25 protein-coding genes and 1 pseudogene are annotated in these 23,855 nt (G+C 68.7%); 13 read left to right on the forward strand and 13 right to left on the reverse strand.

Annotated elements, in window-relative coordinates; translation table 11 throughout:
• From O3Q52_RS10870 to O3Q52_RS10885, 4 genes and pseudogenes are all read left to right on the forward strand, one after another.
• A pseudogene (locus O3Q52_RS10870) lies at positions 1 to 284 on the forward strand (hypothetical protein); the annotation flags it as partial.
• A 198-nt stretch (positions 285 to 482) separates the two neighbouring features.
• On the forward strand, positions 483 to 719 hold the full coding sequence (locus O3Q52_RS10875) for a hypothetical protein (protein ID WP_269648608.1): 237 nt from the start codon (positions 483 to 485) through the stop codon (positions 717 to 719).
• A 64-nt stretch (positions 720 to 783) separates the two neighbouring features.
• Complete coding sequence (locus O3Q52_RS10880) at positions 784 to 1,782, forward strand: SpaA isopeptide-forming pilin-related protein (RefSeq protein ID WP_266586648.1); 999 nt, start codon at positions 784 to 786, stop codon at positions 1,780 to 1,782.
• Between the two features lie 438 nt (positions 1,783 to 2,220).
• Positions 2,221 to 2,496: a hypothetical protein gene (locus O3Q52_RS10885; RefSeq protein ID WP_266586650.1), complete on the forward strand. Its 276-nt coding sequence runs from the start codon at positions 2,221 to 2,223 to the stop codon at positions 2,494 to 2,496.
• Between the two features lie 373 nt (positions 2,497 to 2,869).
• On the opposite strand, the gene O3Q52_RS10890 is transcribed toward O3Q52_RS10885, so the two are convergent.
• Positions 2,870 to 4,204 (reverse strand): hypothetical protein, encoded by a 1,335-nt coding sequence (locus O3Q52_RS10890; RefSeq protein WP_266586652.1) that lies wholly within the window; start codon positions 4,202 to 4,204, stop codon positions 2,870 to 2,872.
• 120 nt (positions 4,205 to 4,324) lie between these two features.
• Entirely contained in the window at positions 4,325 to 5,083 is a 759-nt protein-coding gene (locus O3Q52_RS10895) for a hypothetical protein (protein ID WP_266586654.1), read from the reverse strand.
• A 313-nt stretch (positions 5,084 to 5,396) separates the two neighbouring features.
• Between O3Q52_RS10895 and O3Q52_RS10900 the strand changes: the two genes are divergently transcribed.
• The 4 genes from O3Q52_RS10900 to O3Q52_RS10915 all read left to right on the forward strand — a co-directional run bounded on the left by O3Q52_RS10900 (position 5,397) and on the right by O3Q52_RS10915 (position 8,172).
• A complete protein-coding gene (locus O3Q52_RS10900; RefSeq protein WP_266586656.1) occupies positions 5,397 to 5,768 on the forward strand; it encodes a DUF317 domain-containing protein in 372 nt (123 codons plus the stop codon).
• 104 nt (positions 5,769 to 5,872) lie between these two features.
• Positions 5,873 to 6,154: a hypothetical protein gene (locus O3Q52_RS10905; protein ID WP_266588548.1), complete on the forward strand. Its 282-nt coding sequence runs from the start codon at positions 5,873 to 5,875 to the stop codon at positions 6,152 to 6,154.
• A 78-nt stretch (positions 6,155 to 6,232) separates the two neighbouring features.
• Entirely contained in the window at positions 6,233 to 6,919 is a 687-nt protein-coding gene (locus tag O3Q52_RS10910; protein WP_266586658.1) for a DUF317 domain-containing protein, read from the forward strand.
• 179 nt (positions 6,920 to 7,098) lie between these two features.
• Positions 7,099 to 8,172, forward strand: coding sequence for a hypothetical protein (locus O3Q52_RS10915; RefSeq protein ID WP_266586660.1), 1,074 nt, complete (start codon positions 7,099 to 7,101; stop codon positions 8,170 to 8,172).
• A gap of 79 nt (positions 8,173 to 8,251) precedes the next feature.
• On the opposite strand, the gene O3Q52_RS10920 is transcribed toward O3Q52_RS10915, so the two are convergent.
• From O3Q52_RS10920 to O3Q52_RS10965, 10 genes are all read right to left on the reverse strand, one after another.
• Positions 8,252 to 8,944, reverse strand: a complete 693-nt coding sequence (locus O3Q52_RS10920) for a hypothetical protein (protein ID WP_266586662.1) — start codon at positions 8,942 to 8,944, stop codon at positions 8,252 to 8,254.
• Between the two features lie 95 nt (positions 8,945 to 9,039).
• Positions 9,040 to 9,477: a hypothetical protein gene (locus O3Q52_RS10925; protein WP_266586664.1), complete on the reverse strand. Its 438-nt coding sequence runs from the start codon at positions 9,475 to 9,477 to the stop codon at positions 9,040 to 9,042.
• Between the two features lie 82 nt (positions 9,478 to 9,559).
• Positions 9,560 to 11,284 (reverse strand): relaxase/mobilization nuclease domain-containing protein, encoded by a 1,725-nt coding sequence (locus O3Q52_RS10930; protein WP_266586666.1) that lies wholly within the window; start codon positions 11,282 to 11,284, stop codon positions 9,560 to 9,562.
• On the reverse strand, positions 11,281 to 11,808 hold the full coding sequence (gene mobC / locus O3Q52_RS10935; RefSeq protein ID WP_266586668.1) for a plasmid mobilization relaxosome protein MobC: 528 nt from the start codon (positions 11,806 to 11,808) through the stop codon (positions 11,281 to 11,283). Before mobC ends, O3Q52_RS10930 begins: the two co-directional genes overlap by 4 nt.
• A 128-nt stretch (positions 11,809 to 11,936) precedes the next feature.
• The gene (locus tag O3Q52_RS10940; RefSeq protein WP_266586670.1) at positions 11,937 to 12,152 is read right to left on the reverse strand and encodes a hypothetical protein; all 216 of its coding nucleotides are present in this window, start codon (positions 12,150 to 12,152) and stop codon (positions 11,937 to 11,939) included.
• A 120-nt stretch (positions 12,153 to 12,272) separates the two neighbouring features.
• Positions 12,273 to 12,464 carry a hypothetical protein gene (locus O3Q52_RS10945; RefSeq protein ID WP_266586672.1) on the reverse strand — a complete coding sequence of 64 codons (192 nt, stop codon included), beginning with the start codon at positions 12,462 to 12,464 and terminating at the stop codon, positions 12,273 to 12,275.
• Entirely contained in the window at positions 12,461 to 14,167 is a 1,707-nt protein-coding gene (locus tag O3Q52_RS10950; protein ID WP_266586674.1) for a hypothetical protein, read from the reverse strand. Before O3Q52_RS10950 ends, O3Q52_RS10945 begins: the two co-directional genes overlap by 4 nt.
• Entirely contained in the window at positions 14,164 to 14,799 is a 636-nt protein-coding gene (locus O3Q52_RS10955) for a WhiB family transcriptional regulator (RefSeq protein WP_266586676.1), read from the reverse strand. The genes O3Q52_RS10950 and O3Q52_RS10955 overlap by 4 nt, the downstream gene beginning before the upstream one ends.
• A 154-nt stretch (positions 14,800 to 14,953) precedes the next feature.
• Positions 14,954 to 15,646 (reverse strand): hypothetical protein, encoded by a 693-nt coding sequence (locus O3Q52_RS10960; RefSeq protein WP_266586678.1) that lies wholly within the window; start codon positions 15,644 to 15,646, stop codon positions 14,954 to 14,956.
• 5 nt (positions 15,647 to 15,651) lie between these two features.
• Positions 15,652 to 16,557: a helix-turn-helix domain-containing protein gene (locus tag O3Q52_RS10965; protein WP_266586680.1), complete on the reverse strand. Its 906-nt coding sequence runs from the start codon at positions 16,555 to 16,557 to the stop codon at positions 15,652 to 15,654.
• A 1,150-nt stretch (positions 16,558 to 17,707) separates the two neighbouring features.
• On the opposite strand from O3Q52_RS10965, the gene O3Q52_RS10970 reads away from it, so the two are divergent.
• The 4 genes from O3Q52_RS10970 to O3Q52_RS10985 are packed head-to-tail and all read left to right on the forward strand — an operon-like array spanning position 17,708 to position 21,317.
• On the forward strand, positions 17,708 to 18,148 hold the full coding sequence (locus O3Q52_RS10970; protein WP_052425335.1) for a hypothetical protein: 441 nt from the start codon (positions 17,708 to 17,710) through the stop codon (positions 18,146 to 18,148).
• Between the two features lie 42 nt (positions 18,149 to 18,190).
• A complete protein-coding gene (locus O3Q52_RS10975; RefSeq protein WP_266586684.1) occupies positions 18,191 to 18,703 on the forward strand; it encodes a hypothetical protein in 513 nt (170 codons plus the stop codon).
• Positions 18,700 to 19,908, forward strand: a complete 1,209-nt coding sequence (locus O3Q52_RS10980) for an MAB_1171c family putative transporter (RefSeq protein WP_266586686.1) — start codon at positions 18,700 to 18,702, stop codon at positions 19,906 to 19,908. The genes O3Q52_RS10975 and O3Q52_RS10980 overlap by 4 nt, the downstream gene beginning before the upstream one ends.
• On the forward strand, positions 19,905 to 21,317 hold the full coding sequence (locus tag O3Q52_RS10985) for an amidase family protein (protein ID WP_269648609.1): 1,413 nt from the start codon (positions 19,905 to 19,907) through the stop codon (positions 21,315 to 21,317). Before O3Q52_RS10980 ends, O3Q52_RS10985 begins: the two co-directional genes overlap by 4 nt.
• A gap of 485 nt (positions 21,318 to 21,802) precedes the next feature.
• On the opposite strand, the gene O3Q52_RS10990 is transcribed toward O3Q52_RS10985, so the two are convergent.
• On the reverse strand, positions 21,803 to 23,047 hold the full coding sequence (locus O3Q52_RS10990; protein ID WP_266586690.1) for an IS110 family transposase: 1,245 nt from the start codon (positions 23,045 to 23,047) through the stop codon (positions 21,803 to 21,805).
• A 431-nt stretch (positions 23,048 to 23,478) separates the two neighbouring features.
• On the opposite strand from O3Q52_RS10990, the gene O3Q52_RS10995 reads away from it, so the two are divergent.
• A complete protein-coding gene (locus O3Q52_RS10995; RefSeq protein ID WP_266586692.1) occupies positions 23,479 to 23,727 on the forward strand; it encodes a DUF2637 domain-containing protein in 249 nt (82 codons plus the stop codon).
• Positions 23,728 to 23,855 lie beyond the last annotated feature (128 nt).

Genomic DNA, 23,855 nt, shown 5'->3' on the forward strand with positions numbered 1-23,855 from the left:
GACTGCGCCTGAGCATCCTCCACCCGGGCCGCGGCGCCCTCGACCACGCGTACCTGTCCTTCGCCGACCACAGCACGTTCGTGGTCCGGGACGCCCGCCTCGGCAAACAGCCCGGACATGACGGCTACGGCGTCGTACGGGACTGGCACCACGACGACACCTCACCCTGGATCGGCGCCGCCGTCATACCCCTGAGCCATGCCATCCAGGACTACCTGAAGGTCTGGACGCACGAACCGTCCCCGCCCAGCAGCGCCGACAGCGCACGGCGGCGACCGGCTTAGCTCGATACGGATCCTGAGCCGTCCCGGGGATGCTGGCTCACAGACGCCGACTTCCTCACCCGCCTCCACCAGGCCACGCCGGTCTGGCTGGACATCGTCGACAGCGTCCTCGACGACGGACTTCCCCTCACTCAAGCACTGACCGGCAGCCGCGAGCAGGCTGCCCAACTGCTCAACATTCCACCGGCGTTCGGCCTCTTGATCGAAGCCGAGGCGGCAGCCCGGATCGTGCATGCCGCCGACCTGCCAGCGGGCACACTGCGCGGTGCCTCCGTCGCGCAGGGCCTATCGCACATCGTGACGTTGCCCATCGAGGACCAACACCACCTCGTCCAGACCGCCGCCCGCGGAACCACGATCGACGCCCCCGCGCACCTTCCAGGGCAAACCCGTCCGCCCCTGCTGCCCCAGCCGTCGCCGGCCCGTACCCGCTGACCGGCCTTACCCCGCTTGCACCGACGGGCATCTCTGCCCGTGTCCCCTCCAGGAGAGTTCCTTTTTGCCTACCCGTTCCGCCCGCCGCCTGTCCGCCGTGGCCGTCACTGTCGCCACAGTGACCGGCACGTTGGCGTTGGTCCCAGCCGCCTCCGCGAACACCCCCGAGCCGACCACGTCCACGTCCATCACTCCGCTGAGCGCGGCCGAGAACGGCGGCGTCACCATCCTGAAGAAGGACCCGGGAGGAGGGGTTCTCGCCGGAGCCACGTTCACCCTGCTCGACTCCACCGGCAAGCAGGCCGCCAGCGGCACCACCGACGCCGAGGGCCAGCTGACCTTCCAGGACCTCCCGCCCGGTGTCTACCGGCTCAAGGAAGTCTCCAGCGGCAGCCCGCTGCACGAGGTCGTCGACGACCAGGACGTCATCGTCACCCCCGGTGCCGACACCCCGCTGACCATCATCGACCCGTTCAAGCCCGCCTCAGTTCGGCTGAAGGCCAAGGACGACAAGACCGGCAAGCTGCTGGCCGGATCCACGGTCAACATCGGTAGCGGCGACAAGACCATCCTGACGCTGACCACCGGCTCCGACGGCACGGCCAGCGGCAAGCTGCCCATCAACTCCCGCAGCGGCAGCGACTTCTGGCTCAAACAGGTGAAGGCGCCCGCTGGCTACGAGATCTACCCGTCCGTGAAGGCATTCAAGGCCAAGCCGGGCGATCCCGTCACCGTGGCCGTCACCAATGCCAAGACCGTCACCACCCCGCCGCGCACGGAGAAGCCGACCGATCAGCCGAGCAACCGGCCGACCCCGGACAAGCCCGGCCAGGATGAGGACAACCCGGCGCCGTCCGCCTCGGGTACCCCTACCTCCGACGAGACCGCGTCGAGCACTGCGGCCCCCACCCCTGCGGGCTCTCTCGCGCACACCGGCGCCGACGCCACCCCGTGGCTGATCGGCGGCGCCGGAGTCCTGATCGCTGCTGGCGGAGGCGCCCTCTTCGCGGCCCGTCGCCGACGCGCGGACAACGCCACCGACGACGGCTCCACCACGAGCTGACCTCACCCGCTTCTCTCCGTAAAGCCCCCGGAATCGGATCGTTCGATTCTGGGGGCTTCGTCGTGGGCGCTCACGTGGGGCCAGCTGATGGAGGCGCTGGAGGCTGCGCCACCGCCCCGACTGGGAGGTACCGCCGATAGCCGCCGTGGCCGTAAGGGCTCGTACTGACATTCGCCTTCAAGGGTGGATTCGCCATCCCGTTCGGGTCGAGCGGTACCGAACATCAGCGCGATGTCGCGGCGGTACGGCACACTGCCGCCGGAATCAGCTTTCCCGCACCAGAGGAGCCGTCTCCGTGGCCGAGCCGATCGTCGTCCCTGTCCTGTGGAGTGGGCGCTGCCAGTGCGGTGACCACACGTATGAGGCGTCAGGCATCCCGGACGACACCCCCACTTGTGCTCGTGCGAGCACTGCACGCGCCTGTCCGGGGCGCCGGCGATGGCATGGGTCGGGTTCCGCAGGGACGCCCTGAAGTGGACGGGCCCCGCAGGCGAGCCGACGTACTTCTCCACCTGGCCGACGCTGCATCGAGGGTCCTGCAGCCGTTGCCGCACCCAGCTCACCTCCGTCGCGGACGGCTCGGACATGATCATGGTGACAATCTTCAGCCTCACCCGCAGCGGCGAACTGGCCCCGGTCGGACACAGCTATCGCGAAGCGGCGGCGCACTGGATGTCCATCACGCTCGCGCCCGACCCGCAGCGCCGCACGTGACGGCAGGCATCACGATGACCCTGCCGCGGGCGCAGCGGCCGAACCTCCGCTTCCCGTAGATCGTCACCTGAATGGCCCCGGCTGATGGACCCGACCGGGGCCCGCCAGGGCGTGCGCGCGGTGCACGATCATGTTGACCGAGCCGCGGTCACGTTCGATGTGCCCCTCCAGCAGCACCGAGGACTACCTCTCGCGTGCGTTCCCAGACCGGAGGAGAGAAGACCAGGTTGATCACGCCGGTCTTATCTTCCAGGGCGCCGAACGCAACTCCCCTGGCCATCGGGGGCCTTTGGATGTACTTGGCCAGTCCGCCGACCCGCACCCGGGTCTGGTCGGCCAGGTCACGGGCCTCGCGCGCGGGCTGCGCCCCGTGTCATGCCCAGACTTTGTGTTCGTCAGTGAAGTAAGGCCACGGCTGCCAGCCTGCAACGCCCAGTTGAAGGAGACGTTCCACTCCTCGTGCCCACGTGCCAAGGTCGGTGAGTTCCAGCAGTAGCCGCTCGATTTCCGCACGGGCCATCACGACGCGGTGGCCATGTCCGTAGATTGCCACGACGGGCTGGAGGGGCGCCATGTCGGCGCCTTCGGCCAGGACCCACTCGGCGTTCAGGCCGGCTTTATGTAGCTCCTCGATGAAGTTGTCGGACGACATCGTCACGGTGAAAACCAGAACGTCGGCGATCAGGCCGGCGCACTCCGCAGGCTGTAGGGGATAGATGCCCCATGGCGGGGCCAGCGTGTTGCGGGCGGTGTTGTCACCGCTGCCGAAGCAGATTTGCTGTCCGGTCAGTCGGGTGCGGCGCAGCAATGCCGCGTACGCGGAGTGGAACTGTCGTGTGGCTTCCTGTAGGCCCCAACGGTTGCCGGCCGCCGGGATGTCGAGCGCGAGCAGTGCGCGTTGCCCAGGCACACGCATCGTCTTCAGTCCCTCTTGGTGGGCGTAGGCGAAGGCGTCGCGGAGGGTCGACAGGTGGCTGGCGTACGGTATGCCGGTTTCGATGAGACGGGCTTTGTCGGGTCCGGGCAGCGGCCCGTTCACGTCCAGTGCCTCGGCCGCCATGCGGGTCCGTGTGAGCTGGGCGCCCTCACGCCGTTTCGGGTTTGTTTTGAGCTCATGCAGGTAGATGGTCTGCAGGTTGTTCTCGTCGGGGGTGTCGAAGACAGTCGCGTCGCCGATGCGCAGGCAGTTCGTCAGGTCATGCAACATCGCGAAGCGCCGGTGTTCGCTCCACTGCTGCTGCATGAACTGGACCTCGTGGACGGTGCCTTCCTTAGCGAAAGTCATCGGGCCGGGCGCTTCGTTCCGTCGCAGGGTGAGGATGTAGCGGCGGTCGTAGCCAAATGCCCGCCACGCCATGGCATCCCCCACGGAACGCAGTTGTCGGCCTATGCGCTCAAGGACATCCGACTCGAGCCGCCAGTCGTCCACGTCGTGGTGGTTGCCCGTTACCAGCTCGGGCGCGTCTGCGGGGAGTTTCTCTCCCCTCTTGAGCCGCTTGATCACCCGATTTCGCGCGGCACGCGCATGACTCGCTTCGAGCGTGGCGGTCAGTAGGTCGTGCTGAAAGGCTACGAAGTCCTCGGGACCGTGACACTCCCGCAGATCGCGGATGAACCTGATCAGCCCCTCGGCGTTCTCCCGGTGGAAGGGATGCTTGATCAGCGCATCCAGCCGGTCAGGCGGCATATCGGTCAACTTCGCAGGCACCGGGCCACTATCCCGGTTACGCCCCCAAACCCACCAGCGGTTTTGGCCGACTGGCCCGCCCGAATCGAGGTGCTTGCCCGTGGGTCGTCTTCGAGCCGGTCACCGGGGCAGCCCGGACCGCTACGAAGCCGGCCAATCGGACAGGTCCAGGTGCTGGCCCGGGCGGAGGCCACTCTCTGCCAAGTGCAGCCGCCGGATGAGCACTTCTACTGCGCTCCTAAGTGATTCCTTGTCCTCCGCAGCCAGCGCCAGTGAGGCCGTGGAGACCTTCCGCTCGTCGCTTCTTGCACCCAACTGACTGACCTTGTTGAAGTAACCCGAGGACACGTTGAGCCGCTCGGCTGCAGTCTGATCCCCGTCGGCGGCCCACTTCTTCAGGTGGGTCGAGAGCCAGTAGGCGGCGTCTGCAATCGGTCGGGTCCCGCTCCGCAGAGGACGCAGGCACATCGTCCGCGCAGCCTTGGTCACGTCTGTGTCCCGCCAGGACCAGTCCGGCTGCGGAGGGGCGTCGCGCTCAATGACGATGGTTGCGTCGAACGCTGTGGCCGACGCAGTTGCGAAGTCCGCGCTGGCAACTGTTCCCCTCGCGCCAGTTGTATCCGGCTCCACGTCAGCGCCGAGGTAGTAGAGCATCACGACGAGGCGCTGATCAACTTCAAGCTCGGCCGACCAAGTATCCAGTAGCGGCATGACGGCAGAGCGGGCCTCGTCCTCGATCATCCGCGCAGCTGGCGCGGCGGCGAGCCTCGTTTCGGTGAGCGTCAGCTTCCAACCTTCGACCTCGTACGAGGCGGGGAAGGCACCTTCGAGCCAGGTCACCGGGTGTTGATCGACCCACTCGACCGCAAAGTGCAGCGTGCGAACCTGTCCGCTCTCCACGGCCTCAGTATCTCGCTGCCGCGGTGGCTCTTCCACAGGGCCCGGGCCATCCGCTCTCGCCTGGCACAGACGGCATGTCCCAGCAGCGAGACGGGACAGGGGCTGACCAACCAATCTCAGATCCGTGGCCGATCGGCCACCGCTTGGCCATCGGTCGTGAGATTCGGCCACGGAGATAGAGATCCCACATCGCTGTCCAAGGACAAGTTCGCCGGTGGCAGACAAGAAGATCGCCCAAAGGACTGGTGGACGCTGCAACGGCATGTCAACCTGAACGACCTTCCGAAAAACCCCAGGTCAGAGAGGTGATGCTGTGGCATTGGATGCGGCGCAACCCGGATTCGCCACCACGGTCGGGGCCCTGCGGCTCCGCTCCTGGAAGCTCGGTGCCGGTCAGGCGATGGAGGTGGTCGACCAGTTCTCGGAGGCCGATTTCACCCACATCGTCGACGACCGCGCCGACGTGCACGTCAGCTCGCACGACGGCCGGTTCTACCTCGGCTACTTCCCGAACGGCCGGCCCGGCGGCGCGGACGAGGACTGGGTGACGGGCGAGGGCTGGGTGATCGCGGTCACCGGCACCGCGAACGTTCCCGGCTACCGGATGTCCTTCGGTACGGAGACCCCGGCGGAGATCATCGCTGCTGTCGTGGCCCAGATCCTGGCCACCTCCCAGCCCCTGTGACCGGCACGTCCGCTTCCCCTCGTACGCGCCGCGTACCCTGCCCCTGCTCTCGTGGCCCCGTCCGCTACCGCTAGGAGAACGCCTTGGACCCGCACTCGCCCGAGATGACCGTCGGTGACATTCTCGATCTGCTGTCCGTCTGCGACCGCGACACGCCCGTCCGTCTCGCCGTCAACCCCTTCTTTCCCATGGCCCACCGTCTGGGCGGCGTGGAGAAAGCGGTGGACGAGCACGGCCGGCCGATGGTCTACATCGCCGAGTCCCCGGAGGCCGAGCAGTTCGGCCCTCTGCCGCCCGCCGTGGCTGTCGCTCTGACCTGGCAACCGCCGGCCGAGGGACCCTCGCGCCGCCGACGCGGCGCAACCGGGCCGAACACCAGCCAGTGATCCAACCTCGAACTGACGGAGGCGCCCCTGCACCCGCACCACCCCATCGATCCCTCCCACCCCCACTCGCCGGACTCGATGTACTGGGTCACCCCGCGCCACCTGGCCGGTGATGACGGCGTCCTCGCCGAGCGGATCGGCGACACTCTGACCGAGCTCGGCTGGCGCATGTGGCCGACCTCCCGCAGCACCCTGCTCTATGTGAGCCCCGACGGCCTGCGCGGCGCCGAGTGGATCCTCGCCGCCTACCCGTTCGAGCTGGGCGGCCTCCCGGTGGCCTGGCAGCTGTCGGCCCGTCCGTACCCTGCGTCGGCCTTGACCGAGTGGAACGCGTACTTCACCGCCGGCGTACCGCACGAGGCGCTCACCGATTTCCTGCTCGCGCTCGACGCCAGCGAGACCCCCGACGCCGGGCTCGAGAACGCCGAGTCGGTCCTCACCGCACTCGGCACCCGGGGCTGGCGGCGCGACATGGACCGCCCGCGTACGACCGCCACCGACCCGGGCTTCTCCACGAACGTCTCGCTGGAGATGCTGCCGCCGCTCATCCACGACGCCGACCCCCGCGATGACCTGCTGGGCTGGCAGGCGTGGGCGGAGCCCGTGCTCGGGGCGCCGTATCTGTGGTGTGCCAGCTTCAGCGCGAGCGCCCCACACGAGCTCGTCGCCGCCTTCGCTTCCTCGCTCGCCGCACCCGGCCCGGTACCGCGCCGCACGCTCCCCGAAGGCGCGAAGGACCGTCTCACCGTCGTCCGCCGCGGCTGACGGGCAGCTCAGAGCCGGTGGCCGAGGCGGGGGATCGGCGGGGTGATGCCCCTTTTCCAGGCCCGGTGGTTCCACTCTCTTCGCGGGAGGAGAACCGCCGGGCCTTCGCCGTACCCCGGCAGCCGCGCGCCTGAGGGGACCCTGGAACGAAGATCCAGACCGCGCATAGGATCCCCGTCGTGGCAGGCAAAGTGATCGGCAAAGGACCCTTGCGCGGCTACCTCCTGGAGGAGGTGCTGGCCTGGCTGTTGCGCTCCAGCGGCTTCGAAGTCCTCACTGCCGACGACGACAAGGACAAAGAGCCGTGGAAGGTGCTGAAGAAGGACAAGAACGGTCTGCTGGTCCGTGGACGCGGGGCGTGGCACCAGGTCGACGCGCTCGGACAGTTCCGGTACGTTCCGCCGTTCTCGCTGCCGGTCCGCTTGTTCGTCGAGGCAAAGTACCTGACCACAGCTCCAGTTGGTCTGCCCACTGTGCGCAACGGCCACGGTGTGATCCACGATGTGAACGAGGGCGAGACCACCACGCTCACCGCTCCGGGGACAGGCCGGCCGCGGACGCGATACCGCTATAGCTACGCGATCTTCTCTACGTCCGGCTTCAGCCCGGAGGCGCAGGATTACGCGCTGGCCCACCAGATATCCCTGATCGACCTCTCCGCACCGGACTTCGCCGTCCTGCGGAATCTCGTCAAGACCACGGCTGACACCATTCACGCAGCGCTCGAAGTGACCCCCGCGGCCGAGCGGCCGAAGGTGCACGAGATACGGACGTATCTTCGTGGCCCGCTGTTGGAAATGGACGCGGGCGACGTGGACCTGCCCGATGCGATTCGAGGCCCACTCGATTACCTGGCGCAGGCCCTGCACAGCCGGTCGCAACTGGGTCTTGTCCTGGCCTTCCCTGCCGCGCCGTTCGTCTTGGGACTGGCCTCGGATGATCTGTACGCCTTCGTGGATTACGCGAGAGCGCACCCCACGCACGCGGTGCGCCTGCGTCGCATCAATCAGGCAGCGTCACATCCGGTTTGGGAACTGCGCTCCGCGGAGCACCCAGAGGCATACGCGTTGCGGTTCGGGCTGCCAGAGCGGGTGGAAGCCTGGATCGTCGAACAGGACGAAGGAATGCCTTCGCGCACCCGCTATATCAAGCGCAGCATGCTGTCGACCATGACCCTGTACTGGATGCACGGGGAGCACGCGCAGACCTTCCAACTCCGCTACGAGCCAGGCGAACTCCGCCTCGACGGCTGATCGCCCCATACGCCGAAACCCCGGTGTCCGGGCCTGTCGGGAGGACAGGCCCGGACACCGGGGCAGGTGGAGGAGCCGGTCAGCGTGCGATGCGCGCCTTGGCGACCGCCTCGCCCAGGTGGGCGTCCACGAGGCCCGGCGAGCCGGAGACGATCAGCAGGATGCTGCCGGTGCGGATCGCCGTCTGCTTGACGACGCTGCGCTGCCCGCCGGCGGAGAAGGTGAGCAGCTGGCTCCACTGCTCGTCGCCGAGGCCCGGCGCGGACGCCTTCGCGGTGCCCATGTCGACTACGGTGCTGCCCGACGTCACCTGGTAGGAGGGGCAGGAGAGCATCGCGTCGAAGATCTTCCCGATGCCCTTGGACAACTTCGCGGCGCTGTCGCTGTACAGCTCCTCGCTCACCTCGGAGCTGCTGCTGCCGGTGTAGGTGAAGGACGCCTTCGCCTTGCGGCTGAAGTCGAGGCCGGAGCCGGTGGCCGCGTCGCTGCCGAGCTCCTCCAGCGCCGGGCAGCCGATGACGGTGACGTCGTCGTTGCTGCGAGCGGGCTCGGGCTTGCGGGTGTAGCCCTCGCCCAGGTCGCTCTCGTTCAGCAGCCGCTGGTTCAGCTGGATCGAGGACAGCGGCGCGGATGCCGAGCTGCCGCCCCGGTGCGCGGGTGCGGAGGATGCGGCCGAGACGTCGGCGGGCTCGGTGTGGCTGGAGCAGCCGGTCAGGGCAAGGACGGTGAAGACGGTGCCGAGGCCGAGGGCGGTCGTAGTGGAACGGCGCATGCGGAAACCCCTTGGTGATGCGAGACGGATGGTCTGACCGGGTCGGCCCTCCGGGCGCCGACGAACGCAGGGGTGAGGGAAGGGGTTTCGTGGCTTCAGCGGCCGAGGTGGCGCAGTCCGTCTTCGAGAGTGGGGTGGAAGTGGTCGACCGGACCTGAGTTGCGGTTGTACCAGGCGGTGTCCAGCCGGGTCTCCTCCGTCTCGTGGCCGACCGGGCAGCGCAGCCACACCGAGTCGTCGCTCATGTTGAAGACGATCCAGTTCCGGTACGCACCGCAGTGGCACGCGTGGACCTCACCGTCGATGACGAGCGGCAGGTCCCAGCGCATCATGAACCCCGAGACGTCCTGGCGGGACGGCGCCCGGAAGTCCGGCGGCAGGAAATCGGGCACCACCGTGGCCGCCGGCACAGCCGAGGCAGCGACAGGGCCGGGTGCCTCCGGCAGCGGCAGCTCGGTGTGCATCGCCAGCACCGCCTGGCCGGCACGCTGAGCTTCACGGAACTCTCGGTCCGCACGATTGCGTCGGAACATGCCGTCTCCATCTCTGTCGTCTCGCCTGCACGAGGAGAGTGCCGCAAGTCCCTGACCTGCTGCAACTCTAAGAAGGTTGAATTCAGCGGGACTTGGCGGGACGGTCGGTGCGGTGCGTCGGACGCTGCGCAGCACCGCGGGCGGCGGCGGGCGCGGTGGCCGTGTGCTCGGGCATGGCGGAAGGGTCGGCGGGCAGATCGGCCATGCGCCGCAGCCGCCACACGAGCACGTCGCTGATCGAGTCTGCGGTGTCCAACTCCCGTCGCTCGGCGGCCTCGGACAGGAGCACGGCCGGGTCGTGCCCAGCGTGCTCAACATCGGCGAGCGTGGCGGCAAGGGCGTACCAGCCCTGCTCGGTGAGGACCTGCTCGGCCAGCTCCGGCACCGCCTGGCGCAGGTAGGCGGCCTGCTTGCGCTGCAGGGGCTGGGACAGACGCCGACCGCGCTGGTGCATGACGGACAGGTACACCGGCGCGGCGGCCTGGTAAGCGGCGCGTAGGTGCTCGGCGGCCTGGCGAGCAGCAGCCGCCTGCTGGGCGTGCTCCTTCTTCCCGTGCCAGTGGGCGGCGGCGGTGACCAGGAAAAGCACCATATCGATCAACATGGCGGTGGTGGCGCCGTCCTCCCCACGACCGAGCGCCGGCCCGCCGTAGACGAGGTCACGGGCAGCCTGCCGCAGACCACGGTCGTGGCCCCGTTCGGCCCGGATGTGGGAGCGGGAAGCCCGCTCGAACGCCCAGGCGGCATCTCGCAGTTCGCGCCGGGTGTGCGCGGCCGAGGTCTTGGCGAGCGCGTCAAGGACCTCGCCGGCCGCGGCGAGCTGCGCGGCGACCTGCCCGTCGTCGCTCTGGTCGACGACGAGTACGGCCTGCCAGACCGCCGTCGTCGCCTGGCGCCGCGCGGTCGACGGGTTGACACGCGCCGAGCCGGAGGAGCGGTCCGCGACGGCTTCGGGGCCGGGTCCGGAGACGTTGCCGGCCAACCGCTCGCGCATGCGCGGTAGGGAGAGGTCGGGTGCGAGGGTGGAGCCCGAATAGTAGATCGGCTCCTGGCCCTCGTTGCGGTCGTCGGGCAGCGCGACCTTGTAGCCGAGCAGATCGCCGGAGGGTGCGACGCGCTGGCGGACCAGGAGGCCGGCGACGGCCAGGCGGTCGAAGAACTCCTGCTCGCTGGCGACGCCGGCGGCAGCGCGGCGCACCGTCTCCCGCAGTTCCTCGCGTGGCGTTCGTTCCTTGCCCTGCCGGTTCGCCTTGTGGCGTTCGGCGCTGGCGGGGCGCTTGGCGGCGGTTCCGTCGCCGGCGTTCAATCGGCGTAGCCCGTAGTCCACTTCGATCTTCCGTGCTTCCGCCTGGGAACGGGCGCCATCCTTGCGGATGCGGGCTTGGCGGCCGTCATGGCGGACGACGGTGGCGATGACGTGGATGTGGTCGTCGGCGTGGCGGACAGCCGCCCAGCGGCAGGCGGCATCGTCGCCTTCAGGGGCGATGCCGGTGGCGGCGACCATGCGGCGGGCGATGTCCGCCCACTGCTCGTCCGTGAGGATCGGGTCTTCGGGGGCGGCGCGTACGGACAGGTGCCACACATGCTCGGCGGGCCTGACGCTTTCGGGCAGTGCTATGACGGGCTGGTCGAGCAGACGCTGCAGGTCGCCGTACGTCGCCTCGGGGTCGCGGCCGGGGTCGGGGGCCAGACGATCCCACGCCGCGACGAGGTGGGGGTCGATGTGCTCCTCAGCCCTGCCGGGGCCGTACAGGTAGGCCACCAGCCCGCGCGTGTCCGTGCCCATGTCGTGGACTTTGGGAATCATGCAGCCGGACGCTCGCCGTCCAGGTAGCGCCGGAGGAAGGCGTCCACACGCAGGGAGATCCGGTCGACGGCAGAGAGAACCGCCGTGGCCTGCGGCGCGGGCTCGTCCGAATTCAGGGCTGCCGCAACCTGGTTGAGGTTGTTGCCGATCCGGTTCAGTGCGATTCGAAGGCCGAACAGCTCCTTCAGCATCTCGCGTTCGCCGGCGATTTCCGCGGCGGTGCGGTCGAGGTTGCGGGCGGCTTTGAGCGCGGCGCGAGCAAGGTAGCTGGCGATACTCATATTGCAGGCGGCAGCAGCACGGACGAGGAGCTGGTACTCGTCGTCGTTCATGCGGCAGCTCGGCTGGTGCATACGCTTCTTCTCGTCGCGCAGGCGCTCACGCTGCTGAACGTGGGGCTTCGGCATGGTGTGGGCGCAGTCGGCGCTGTGGCAGGAGTGGTTCTCCCCTTCTTCAGGATGCGAGCCGCCCTCGGCCGCATCCTGACGGATCGGCGCCCCCTGGCGCCGATCCGCTCCCGCCACCCCCGGGGCGGGAGACGCAAGAGCATTGCTCCCACCGGGAGCAATGCTCTTGCACCAACTTGCTCGCGACGAGGTCGAGTTGGTTTCCGGCTCACCTGGCGCGGGAGCGGGGGTTGTCGTCGGGTTCGTCATCGGGTGCGGTACCTCGTGGTGCGGATGCGGTGCTGGATTTCGGCGGCCAGATCGACCATGGCTCTCGGGCCGTGGAGGACGTGGACAAGGGATTCGGCGCGGTGCTGCACGAGCCACTGGCCGCCCGGGGTCAGCACGGCTGCGTACAGGAGCTGGTGGCGTACGAGCACCTCCGCCCAGGCGGCGGCCTCGGCGGTGGACGGTGGGTGCATACGCGGGCGGTGACGGGCAGGAATAGCGGGTCCCTTCAGTGCGGGGGCGGTGGCCCGGCCTCGGCCGGGCCACCGGATGGAAAGGTGGAAGCAGGCTCCTGACCTGCTTGTTTGTGACCGTCAGCCGCACTCGGGGCAGCGATCGAGGTGCCGGTTCAAGGCCCGCGCCATGCTCCGCTTCACCGACATGGCGTTCTTCGCGCTGGTCTTCGCCGGCGCGGATCCCTGGTGACGCTCGGCATGACCGCGCAGGAAGCGGATGTCCTGCTCGAAGCCGGCCTTGATGTGCGCGAAACGCTGGCAGGTCTTCATCGGGCCGTACTCCGTGCCGTGGTGGTGCCCGCCTCGTCGCGGAGCCGCTGCAGAACCGGCGTCAGACGCTCGTTCCGTCCTCCCCGGATCTGCTGGGCACGGAGGATCTCCCGCAGCTGAACGCGGGTCAGCGACTCGTTGCCGTCCCGCTCCAGCAGCGCGGGCACATGGGGACGGACCCGCTCGACCATCTCCTCCACGCTCAGCTGCGGCTGCTTCCGGGACCGTTGGGATTGACCGCCGCGCGGCCGGTTCCGGGACGCCCTCGCCTTCGGCGTCCGCCGTACGGGGACGGTGTGGGGACGGTCCCCGTTGGGTTCGGTCCCCGTTTCGGTGTCGGGGTGTTCGCGGTCCCCGTCGTCGTTGGGGACGGTGTGGGGACGGTCCCCGATGGGCTCGGTCCCCGTTTCGGCGTCCGGGTGCTCCCGGCCCTCGTCCCCGATGGTGATGGCCGCCGGGGACGGGTCTGTGCCCTCCTGAGCAGTAGCTTCGTGCACCTTTTCGGCACTGCCGCTCGCGCCGTCGTCGGGCTCCTCGGTCCCGGCGGGCACGGTGTCTTGGTCCCCAACTGCCGCCTCTTGGCCCTCGGGCAGCAGGCTCGAGCCGGACTCGGCGGCTCGGTCCCCGTTGCCGACGGAGTCCGGGTGGGGACGGTCCCCGTCGGGCTCACGTCCCGTCCCCGGCTCCGCACGGTCCCCCTCTGTACGGTCCCCGATCGATGCAGTGCTTCGGAGACCGTCGCCGGGGACCGCGCTCACCCACGCACTCGCCTGCGTCCCGTTCGCCGACGGAGTCGCGATCGACGTAGGGAGAGGGGACCGGTCCCCCCGATCGGCGTCCTGGTACCGCGCGGGCTGAATCCAGGGCGACGGCAGGACCACGGTGGCGAGCGCCGTGGCGTGCCGACGGGCGGCCAGCTGCTCCAGAAGCGCGCGACGCTGCTGCGGGTCGGTGCCGACACCGGATCGTGCGAGAGCCGACTGGAGCCGCCGCGTGATCCGACTGCCACGGCCGTTCTCACGCTCCTTCTCTGGTATCCCGGCCAGCCGGGAGGCCAGGGCCACGGCCCGTTGAGTCGCGCGGTCCTTGGTGATCTGCGCGGCATCACGGTTGCGGGTGGCGACGCCCAGGCGTGAGAGGAGACGCTCCCGCACTTCACGTCCGAGCGTGGCCAGGAGCCCTTGGGAGGCGGCGTCCGGCTTGTGCAGCCGTAGCTCGATGCCCATGGCCAGGTGCCAGAGCACGGCCGCCATGACCGGGCCGACGAAGGCCCGCACGGTGCCGCCCACCGTGCCCGACTCGGCGTACGCCGGGATGACCTGCACCCCGGTAATCACCCAGACCAGGCCACCCGGCAGGCCGGGCGCTCCTTGGGTCTTCAGGTTCTGCCGGGCCATCAGCGCCGTCGCGAACAGCGCCAGTTCGGCCGCGCTGAACATCATGGCCCGCTCCACCGTGCCGGCCATGTCGAGGTAGTCGGCGGCGAACCGCCAGCTGGTGTCGGCGCTGTAGGCGGTGCAGTTGAGGGCGGCGAGGGCCGCGACCCAGACCGCGGGGGTGCCGGCGCGCGGGCCGCTCGCCGGGGTCCGGTTACGCCGGATCGACCATCCGCCGAGCATCAGGGCGAGCACTCCGACGGCTGCGACGAAGTGGATGGGTTCGATGCCAGAGACGAGGGAGGGCATGGCGAGGAGGTGAGTCATGCGGCCTTTCGGAGAGCGGCGATCAGGGCGTGGGTCTGCGCCTGGCGGGGCACCTGCACCGGGGAGGCGGCGGCCTCGGCGTCGTCGTCCTCGACGTACTCGTCGTCGGCTGCTTCGGCCGGGTCGATTTGCCCCCAGTAGCGGTCGCGGTCGGCGACGGCGTGGGCAGCGTTGCGCATCAGGTCGCGCGCCCAGTCGAGGTCGAGCCGCAGTGCGTAGGCGAGGCGCTCGGGGCTCCAGCCGCGTACGTAGGCGTGGCGGGTGACGGCTTCGCGCTCGGCGTCGCTGAGGTGGACGTCGCGGCCTTCGAACGCGGCCTTGACGCGGCTGTAGTCCAGGCGCTTGTTGACCCGGGCGTGCCAGGGGCGGCGCTCGTCCTCGGTGAGCCCGCCCCACATGCCCTGGCGGATCTCGTTGTCGAGGGCGTAGTCGAAGCACGCCTTCTTCACCGGGCAGCTGCCGCAGATCGCCTTGGCCGCGTCGATGGCCGCGCGATCGCGGGCCGCGTGGAAGAACAGCTCGTCGATCTCCTTGGCTGGCAGGCCGTGGCACTGGCCCCGTTCCTGCCAGCTGTGGTCGGCGATACCCCGGATCGTCGGGGGTGGGGTGTCGTTGGTGGTGATGTGGCGCATGACGGTCTCCGGAAGTCGCCTCGGTGGGTGCGGGTCGCTCGGCACCGGTGGCGGGACGGGGTGCGGCGGGTGCTGCGAGGCGGGCTCGGGGCACGGCGTGGGGCTGTACCGGAGTCGGAACGTTTTGGTGGAGAAGGGGGGGGCTTGGCTGCTGTCAGGCGGCGGATGCCTGCTGGGCCTGCGCAGCCAGGGCGCGGTCGATGCGGCCGGGGTGGGCCGTGACGCGCGGTGCGTTGCCCCGGGCACTTCCGTCGAGGCTGATGCGACGGCGGCGGCAGGGCTCGCCCTTGTCGGCGTGACACCAGTCGCACGGCACGCTCAGGACGTCGGGTCCTCCGGCGGCGATGGCGGCTTCGCGGGCGGCGCGGGCCGGGCGGTACGGGGCCAGCTCGGCGCGCACGGCCGGCGGGATGTAGGAGCCGACGGCGGCCAGCTGGTCCTTGAGCCCCGGCCGGTGTCGCCCCGCCGTGATCCCGCGGTGAGCCGAGGGTGCGGCCACTCCGGCAGCCACGGCATCTCGCGCCGCCAGCAGCTCCGCCCGCCAGGCTTCCGCATTGTCCGGGTCGGCCATGGGGGTCGGGTCGGTGTGCCGAGACAGACGGTCGCGGCGGTGCGCCTGCCATTCGCGGGCCACATCGGCCGGCAGGATCGGGTACGGCGAACTCACGATGCGCTTGCGAACGATCTCGCGGACGTCCCAGCCCTGGCCGGTGGCCATCGGGACGTCGCCGAGCAGCTCGTGCCACATGGCGAGCTGGTTGCGGGCCTCGCCCGCGTCGGTGCGGATGGTGCGCGGGTCCAGGCGACCGACATAGGTGAGCACGGCAGCAACTTCGCGGCGGTCCAAGGCAGTTACTCCGTTCCAGTCGGTTCATCGACGGCAGCGAGCAGGGCGGCCATGTGCGCGTCGGCGCGGGTCATGCCGGCCTGCGGCGCGGGGGTGCCGCCGGGCAGGGCGTAGAGGTTCGGTCGGTGGGGGGTTGGGCTGTGCTCGCGGGCGATCCAGGCCCGCCAGTCGGCGGCCCAGGCGGCGGCGGAGCGAGCGCTCCAGGTGCTCCGGTGGTGGCGCCACTTTGCGTCAGCGGCCTGTACGCCGTGCTCGCCGAGGCGGGCAAGATGCCCCTGCTGCTGAGCCCAGGACAGGCTCGCGTTGTCGACCTGCCAGTCCGCGGCGGAGGTGAGGTCGGCAGCACTACTGCTGCTGTACCTACGGTTCACCTTCGGTTCACTAGGGTTCTGGGGGTCAGGTTCAGACCCGGAGGGGGGTTGGATTCTGACCCGGGGAGGGGTCAGGTTCTGACGAGGGGGTGCAGATTCTGACCCGGTCAGATCCTGACGACGGGGGTCGGATTCGGACCCCGTCTTCGGCCAGATGCCGTGCTTGCGCAGCCGCTCGTCGTCCAACGCGGGTACCGGGTCGGCGTCCGTCAGGGGCTCGACGTACGCGCCGGGGTCGTTCTCCCGGGTCGCCGCGACCTTGGCCAGCCATGCAGCGGCGCGCGGGAGCCGATAGACCGTGCTGTGCTGCGGACCGCCTAGGTCGTCGAGCACCTCGAGTTCGCCGCTCTCGGCCAGCGCGACCAGGGCGCCGCGCACGGCGTTGCGGCTCGCGTTCGTACGTTTCATCAGCGAGGTGAGGGACGCCCAGGCGACGCACTGCTCGTCGGGGATCCGGTCGGCGATCGACAATAGGACCAGGCGCGCGTTTCCGCGGCTGGCGCTGTACTCCCACGCCCATTCGCGGGTGTCACGGCTCATCGGGTCACCGCCCAAACGGGCCGGACGCTGGGGGCCGGCTCCGGCGCGAGGGCGCAGGGCAACCGGTACGTGTCCAGGGAGCCAGACGGCGAAGCGAGGACGGCTGCCGCGCGAGCCGGGGACACCGGCCCTTTGCGCAGGGCAGGCGGCATGTAAGACTCTCCTCCGTAGTGAAACCCGCGCCGGTGTGCCTCGTAGGAAAGGACCGGTGCGGTGAAGGTGGGTAAATCTCCGCCCTTGCCGGGGCAGGAGTGCCATTTGGCGTTCGGCGTCCTGGAGTTACCGCTCCTTGGACGCCGTCGCTGTGTTCGGGGCTATCTCACCCGGCTGGATCGGGCGTTCCGCATCTGGCTCCTAGCGTCGTCTACTGCCGGGCAGGGAGCCCGGCGAGGGACGACGAACATATGCAGGACCTGCAGCAAGATCCAGACCTTGCTAAAGGACTCTCTACAAGTCGCACCGCAGGGCGGCGGAACCTGCGCGTACCTGTGGAGGCAGCGGGCCGCGACACAGGCAGCAGGCTGATCGCCCCGACCCACTTGGAGATGACCCTCACAGCACCCCCTCGTGTCTTGTGCCACAACGCGGCGCAGCGGCGAACCGTGTTGGTTCGGCGGCGCCGACCATGACGGCGCGCCTGGCGCTACTCGCCATGTCGAGGCTGTCGGCGGCGTACCGCCGACTGGCGTCTGGGATGTGGGCGATGGCGGCGAGGGCGGCGCCCCGCACCGCCGGCGCAGACGGCTGTGCCATTCCGGCGCGGCCGCGCAGAGTCAGTCGTCCGTCCACGAGCATGGCGAGGACTGGCCGCTCACCGCAGCGCCGGAATGACCCGACGGAAATACTCGCGCGGGCATCGCGAAGGGGATCGAGCCTTCCCACTGTTGCCTCTGCGCCTTCCATTCGAAGATCAAATTCGCCCTGTAATTACAGGCGCAACTAATGCCGCTAGGTAAAAGTGACGTGCGTCACGCATGCCGTGCACGCCTATCGGTAGAAACGGGCAGACCATCCCGAAGGGTGGACGCGCAAACGCGGGGAGCGTTTGCGAGGTAGAACTTTTCATACGCAAGATCGGCGCGTCAACTGGTGTTAATCGCGGAGTACAGTGGCTGAACGCCCGTTAAGCCGCACCGCCTTGGAAAGGATCATGAAAGAGCCAGCAGAGGAGCCGACGAGTCTTCACGCGAAGAAGCTCAGTGACCGGCTCAACCGCCTGTTTGAAGTGGTGCACCCGCCCGGCCGTGGCCCGTACAGCAACTCTGAAGTGGCCGAGCTGATGGCCGAGCGAGGGCTCGAAACCGTGACGTCCACCTACCTCTGGATGCTGCGCACCGGTCGTCGGGACAATCCGACGAAGCGTCATCTTGAAGCCCTGGCAAGCTTTTTCGGCGTGCCTGCCGCCTATTGGTTCGACGATGAGGTCGCCGAAAAGACCGCGGAGGAACTGAAGTTGCTGGAATTGCTCCGCGATTCGAAGATCAAAAACGTGCTCCTGCGTCTGTCCGACGTCTCAGCGGACGGAAAGGAAGCGGTCCTCGGTCTCGTGGATGGCGTGCGAAAGATGGAGGGGCTGCCACCCTCCAACTAGCTGTATTCCACCTATAGTTCAGCAAATGATCAAGGAATGACAATGTGGTCCACGGGTCGGTGGCGCCAGGATGACCCCCTGGCCGCGCTGGAGCTTCCCGACGTCACGAACATCCGCGACCTCCGCGACGAGGTCTCCCGCCGTACAGGGCGCGAGGTGATACTGCAGCCACAAGAGCAGGCGCCGTCGGTCTGCGGGGCATGTGCGGTCCTGGAGGCCGTTATCTATGTGTTCTACGACCCGCGGACCAGCTGTCTGCATCAAGATCAGATCATCGCTCACGAGTTCATGCACCTGTTCCTCGGACACCACGAGGCCCGCCCGCTGTCCGCCGCGGCGCCGGCGCTCGTCACCACCATGGACCCGGCCGTCGTGCGGATGATGCTGGGGCGGACCAAGTACGACGACGCAGAGGAGCACGAGACCGAGCTCCTCGCCTCGCTCCTCCAGCGCCGGATCATTGACCGGTGGCTGCGCAGCGACGAGTCCTCCGGCGACGCGGTCCAGGACCGCGTCGCGCACACCCTGTTGCGTAGGCGGGTAGCCCGACCGTGAAAGACCTACTCCACCCGATCAGCCTCGTGGTCGCCATCCTCGGATTCCTCTGCCTTCTGAGGGATATCCCCACCCGTCGCCGCGATCCCGCCACCACGGCCCTGGCCTCCGTCTTCCTGCTCTCGGGCCTGTCGTTCCTGTTCTCCATCACTCCGATGTGGAACTACCTCGACCGCGTCCTGGGCACCGTGAACCTCTCCGTTCCCCTGGCCCAGGGCTGCGTGATCGCGCTGATCGCCTGCCAGCAGGTGGTACTCACCTACTGGGGATCGCCCCCGGACATCGCCCGCAGGAGAGCGCGGACCTGGCTAGGTGCCGGCCTCGCAGTGTTCGCGGGGCTGCTGGTGCTCTTCGCCCTGCTGACGCCGAGCGCACCGAGGCCGATCGACTTCACGTTGTACTACGCGCATGACAACACGTACGCCGCGTACCTCACCCTGTACGTCACCGCGTACACGATCGGCGAGGTACTCCTCGCCTGCGGCTGCTGGCGCCTGGCCCGGCGCAGTAAGCGCCCCTCCGTCCGCGCCGGTCTGCGGGTCGTCGCCCTGGGCGCCATCGTTACCTTCGGATACAGCGGCGTGCGGACCGGCAACGTCATCGCGGGCGCCTTCGGCATCTCTCTCGCCGGCTGGGAGAACTTCGCCTGGACGTGCGGCGACGTCGGCGCCATGCTCACCCTGATCGGGTGGCTGGTGCCCACGATCACCGACCAGGCCAAGAACGTTCAGTACCGGTTCAGGCAGTACGTCAGCTACTACCGCCTGCGCCGCCTGTGGCTGGCCTTCTACAGCGAAGCCCCCGAGATCCGCCTGTCGGTCGACCAGGGCGCCCCTGCCCAGAGCCGCCGCTTCCGCAGCATCGGGTTCAAGCTCTACCGACGGGCGGTCGAGATCCGCGACGGCCGCTTCGTGATCCGTCAGTACCTCGAAGCGGGCGTCCGTGAAAGCAGCGAAGCCCATCACAGGGTGCGAGGGCTCTCGGGTGAGGAACTGAACGCCGCCGTCTCTGCTGACCAGATACTCGCCGGAATCGCCGCCCGCAAGACGGGGGAACGTCCCCATCCCGACCAGCTCACCGACTTCGCCGATACCAACCCCGAGACCAGCCAGCCGATGGACGACATCGATGCCCTCCTCGCCGTCGCCCGCCACCTTCCCCGCCAACGCGCCCGCACCCCCCACCTCGAGCGAGCCTTCACATGACCGACCTGACCCGCCAGCCTGCGCATGTCCAACTGCAGGCTCTGGAGCGCCGGGAGATCTCCAGCCGCGAGCTGCTTGACCTCCACCTCGATCGGATCGACGCCAGCACCCTCAATGCCGTCATCACCCGCGACGATGACGCGGCCCGGCAAGCCGCTCACACCTCCGACGAGCGCCGAGCCCGCGGCGAGGCCAGCGGGGTCCTTGACGGCCTCCCGATCACCATCAAGGACAGCTTCGAAACGGCTGGCCTTCGCACAACCAGCGGAGCCCAGGAACTCGCGGACCACATTCCCGACCAGGACGCCGACGCTGTCGCGCGGCTCCGCCACCAAGGCGCGGTGATTATGGGCAAGACCAACACCCCCGCCTACTGCCAGGACCTCCACACCGACAACGCTCCCTTCGGCTCCACGCTCAACCCGCACGACCCAGCGCGGACGGTCGGCGGCTCCTCCGGTGGACCTGCTGCGGCGGTCGCCGCCCACCTCACCCCCGCCGATCTCGGCAGCGACCTTGCCGGCTCGCTGCGTCTGCCGGCCCACTACTGCGGGGTGTACGGACTGCGGCCGACACACGGACTCGTCCCGGCCCGCGGCCACATTCCCCGGCCGCCGGGCTGGCTCACCAGCAGCGACATGGTCACACCGGGCCCCTTGGCTCGCCACCCCCGAGACCTCGACCTGCTCCTCACCGCGCTCACCACACCGGCACCGGCCGAGGAAACACCCTGGCACCTAGACCTGCCGACGGCCAGGAAGGGCGTCGACGAACTGCGCATCGCGATCTGGGCCGAGGACCCGAACTGCCCCGTCGACCACGAGACCGCACAAGCCCTCATCACCCTTGAGAAGGCGCTGATCGCAGCCGGAGCCCTGGTCCGACACACACCCGGACCTGTTGGCTTCGCCGACTCCACGCGCCTGTTCGAACAGCTTCTGCACGCCACCGCGACGGCCACCACCAACGACGAAACCGCTGCCACTGAACTCGCTGCCACACGACAACTGCAGGACGACGACACCAGCCCCCGCGCGATCTTTCTCCGCCATCGGACCCAAACCCACCGCAGCTGGCTGCGTGCGAACGAAGAACGCGCCCGACTCCGATCGGACTGGCAGCGGTTCTTCACAGAACACGACGTCCTCGTCACACCGGCCGCACCAACACCCGCGATCCCGGCAGGAAGTCGCACCCTTACGGTCGACGGCCAGGAGCAGAACTTCTTCGACCAGACCGGCTGGGCCAACCTCACCAGCCACATTGGCCTCCCCAGTCTGGTCGTCCCAGTGACCACGACCACTCAGGGGCTGCCCATTGGCATTCAGATCATCGGGCGGCCGTACTCGGAGCGCGTTCTGCTTTCAGTAGCCGACAGGCTGGCATCCCTGCTTTGTGTCTCTGAGTGAGAACGCAACCCTCGTTCCTGTTGTGGATGCCGCCTCGGCCCGCCGACGACCTTCGGGAGGAGTACTGGATGGTGATCCACTTCCGGGGGTGGATAGTGGTTCTCTTCGAGCCAGGCGCCGGGCGGCCGTGGGCTCGATGAGCCCGCCGGGGCCGTCTGTCGGTGTCGGGAGTGTCCCGAAGGCGTTGGCCGACGCCTTCGAACAAGCCGCGTTGGACAACCTGCTGGCTGGAGCCGCACCAACGTCGGTGCCATGATCGAAGCCAACGGCCGCCAGAATGACCTCGGAGTGCTCGCGGGGATCCAAAACCATCCGGCCGCCGACAGGGGACAGCCAGAGGGCGGGCATTTGTCTGCACACAGAACCCGGCGTACAGCCCGACTCGTCTGCCAGCAGGGCTCTGACGCGTAAATAGGTGCAGGTCAGGACAGGTTCGGGCAGGGCCGGGTGACCCGGGTGGTCGCCGGGTGTGCCGGCTCGGTCGGTCAGGCCGCGCCTTCCAGTGGGTTGAGGGTGACGGTGTAACCGAGCTGGTTGAGTGCGTTGATCGCGCGGCGGGTGGCGCGTTGAGGGTCGCGCTGGGCGAAGTAGTTGCCGCCGAGTTCGTGGTAGGGCTTGTGGTCGGTGAGCATGTGCCAGATCGCGGTGATGATCGAGTGCTCGACGGCGACCAGGGCCCTGAGTGGGCCGCGGCGGGCGGTGAGCCGCTTGTATCGGGCCTGGAGGTAGGTGTCCTTGATTCGCACCGCGCCGAAGGCGGCCAGCCCGAGGGCGCCTTTGAGGTACGGATTGCCGGGGCGGACGTTGGCGCTCTTGGTGCGGCCGGCGGACTCATGGTGGCCGGGGCAGACCCCGGCCCAGGACGCGAGGTGTTGGGCGGAGGCGAACCGGTTCATGTCGCCGCCGGTCTCCGCGATGATCACCTCGGCGACGACGCGGTTGATCCCGGGGATGGTATCGAGCAGGTCGAGCGCGGGACGAAAGGGGGCCATCGTCTCCTCGATCCGCTCGTCCAGCTGCCGGATCGCGTCGGTGAGTCGGTCGTAGTGGTCCAGGTGCAGCCGGGTCAGGAACGCGTGGTGCTCGCGGAGGCGTCCGGTCAACGCCTCGGCAAGCTCGGGGATCTTGTTGCGGAGCCTGCGCCTGGCCAGCTCCGCGAGGACCTGTGGGTCGCGTTCCCCGGAGGTCAACGCCTCCAGCATGGCGCGGCCGGAGACGCCCATGATGTCGGAGGCGACGGCGGCGAGTTTGATCCCGGTGTCCTCCAGCAGTTTCTCCAGCCGCTGCACGATCTGGCCGCGTTCACGGGTCATCTGGGTGCGCGCCCGGGTCAGATCCCGCAGCTCGCGCACGTGCTGATCGGGTACGAAGGAGGGACGGACCAGGCCGTGCGCGCCGAGCTGGGCCAGCCAGGCCGCGTCCGAGACGTCTGTCTTGCGGCCGGGCAGGTTCTTGACCTGACGGGCGTTCACCAGGATCACGTTCAGGTCTTCGGCCAGCAGGTAGTAGAAGGGCTTCCAGCAGTCCGAGGTCGCCTCGATCACAACCAGGGTGACTTCGGCGGCGAGCAGGTGATCGCGCAGGGCGAGCACCGCATTCGTCGTTGACCCCCAGGTCGTGGTCTCGGTCGTGAACGATCCCCGCCGTTTGGTGCTCGGGGCGCGGACGCACGCCTTGGCGTCCTTCTTGCTGATGTCCACACCGGCGCAGCGTTCGTGCAGCACGTCCACGTCCCGATCCCCTCCCTCAACGGCCGAGTGGCATGCCGTTCCGGGAGGACCAGGGTGAATCAGGAATTCTGACGCACGTGCTCGCAGCAACACTCCACGGTTCCCGTGGACGGCCCTCAGTACCACGCTGACCTGCGAGCTCACCGGCATCACAGAGCAATCGGTTTCGGCCGGAACGAACCCCACCAGCGTCCCGCAGCGGTATCAGCCCACGTCAGAGGCGGACGGAGGCATCCCGGCGCGCGCCACAGGATTTACCACGCCCCCGGCGCGCACCGAAGGTGCGCTGGATCGCTGACCTGCCCTTATAGCCTGGTCGGAGCCCTTTGCCGTGTCTGGGCACATCCCGCTTCTACCTGCGAGTTCCCGAGAGTTCCCGTCGAGGTGTGCACGCGTTGTGCACTGGGGCGAGGTGCCGGGCGGTGAGTTCGATGAGCGCTGACACCGAGCCCCAGGAAGGAACCGTCAGGAGCCGAGGCGTCGATCCGGATGCGTGGATTCGACCGCTGTGCGCTTTGGTCGTTGCCGGGGTGGCGGCCTACGCCTCGTATGTGCATCAGCGAGAGCTTGCGATGCAGGGTGGAGCGGATGTGGTCAGCGCTTCGTTGTGGCCCCTGTCTGTCGATGGCCTCTTGCTCTTGGCGACTGTCAACGGCCACTCAGTTCTCCCCGGAGTGTGAAGTCCCACGGGCTGTTGGACAGTTTGGTCCCGGCTGTTCCTGGACGGTCCCACGGCACTTTTGACGGTCTCGGCACATCCTGGACGGCCGTGGCTCGTTGGTCCTTCCGTGACGGAAACGCGTGAGCC

Origin of the sequence: Streptomyces sp. ActVer (genome assembly GCF_027270795.1) — a bacterium.
GTDB lineage: Bacteria > Actinomycetota > Actinomycetes > Streptomycetales > Streptomycetaceae > Streptomyces > Streptomyces umbrinus_A.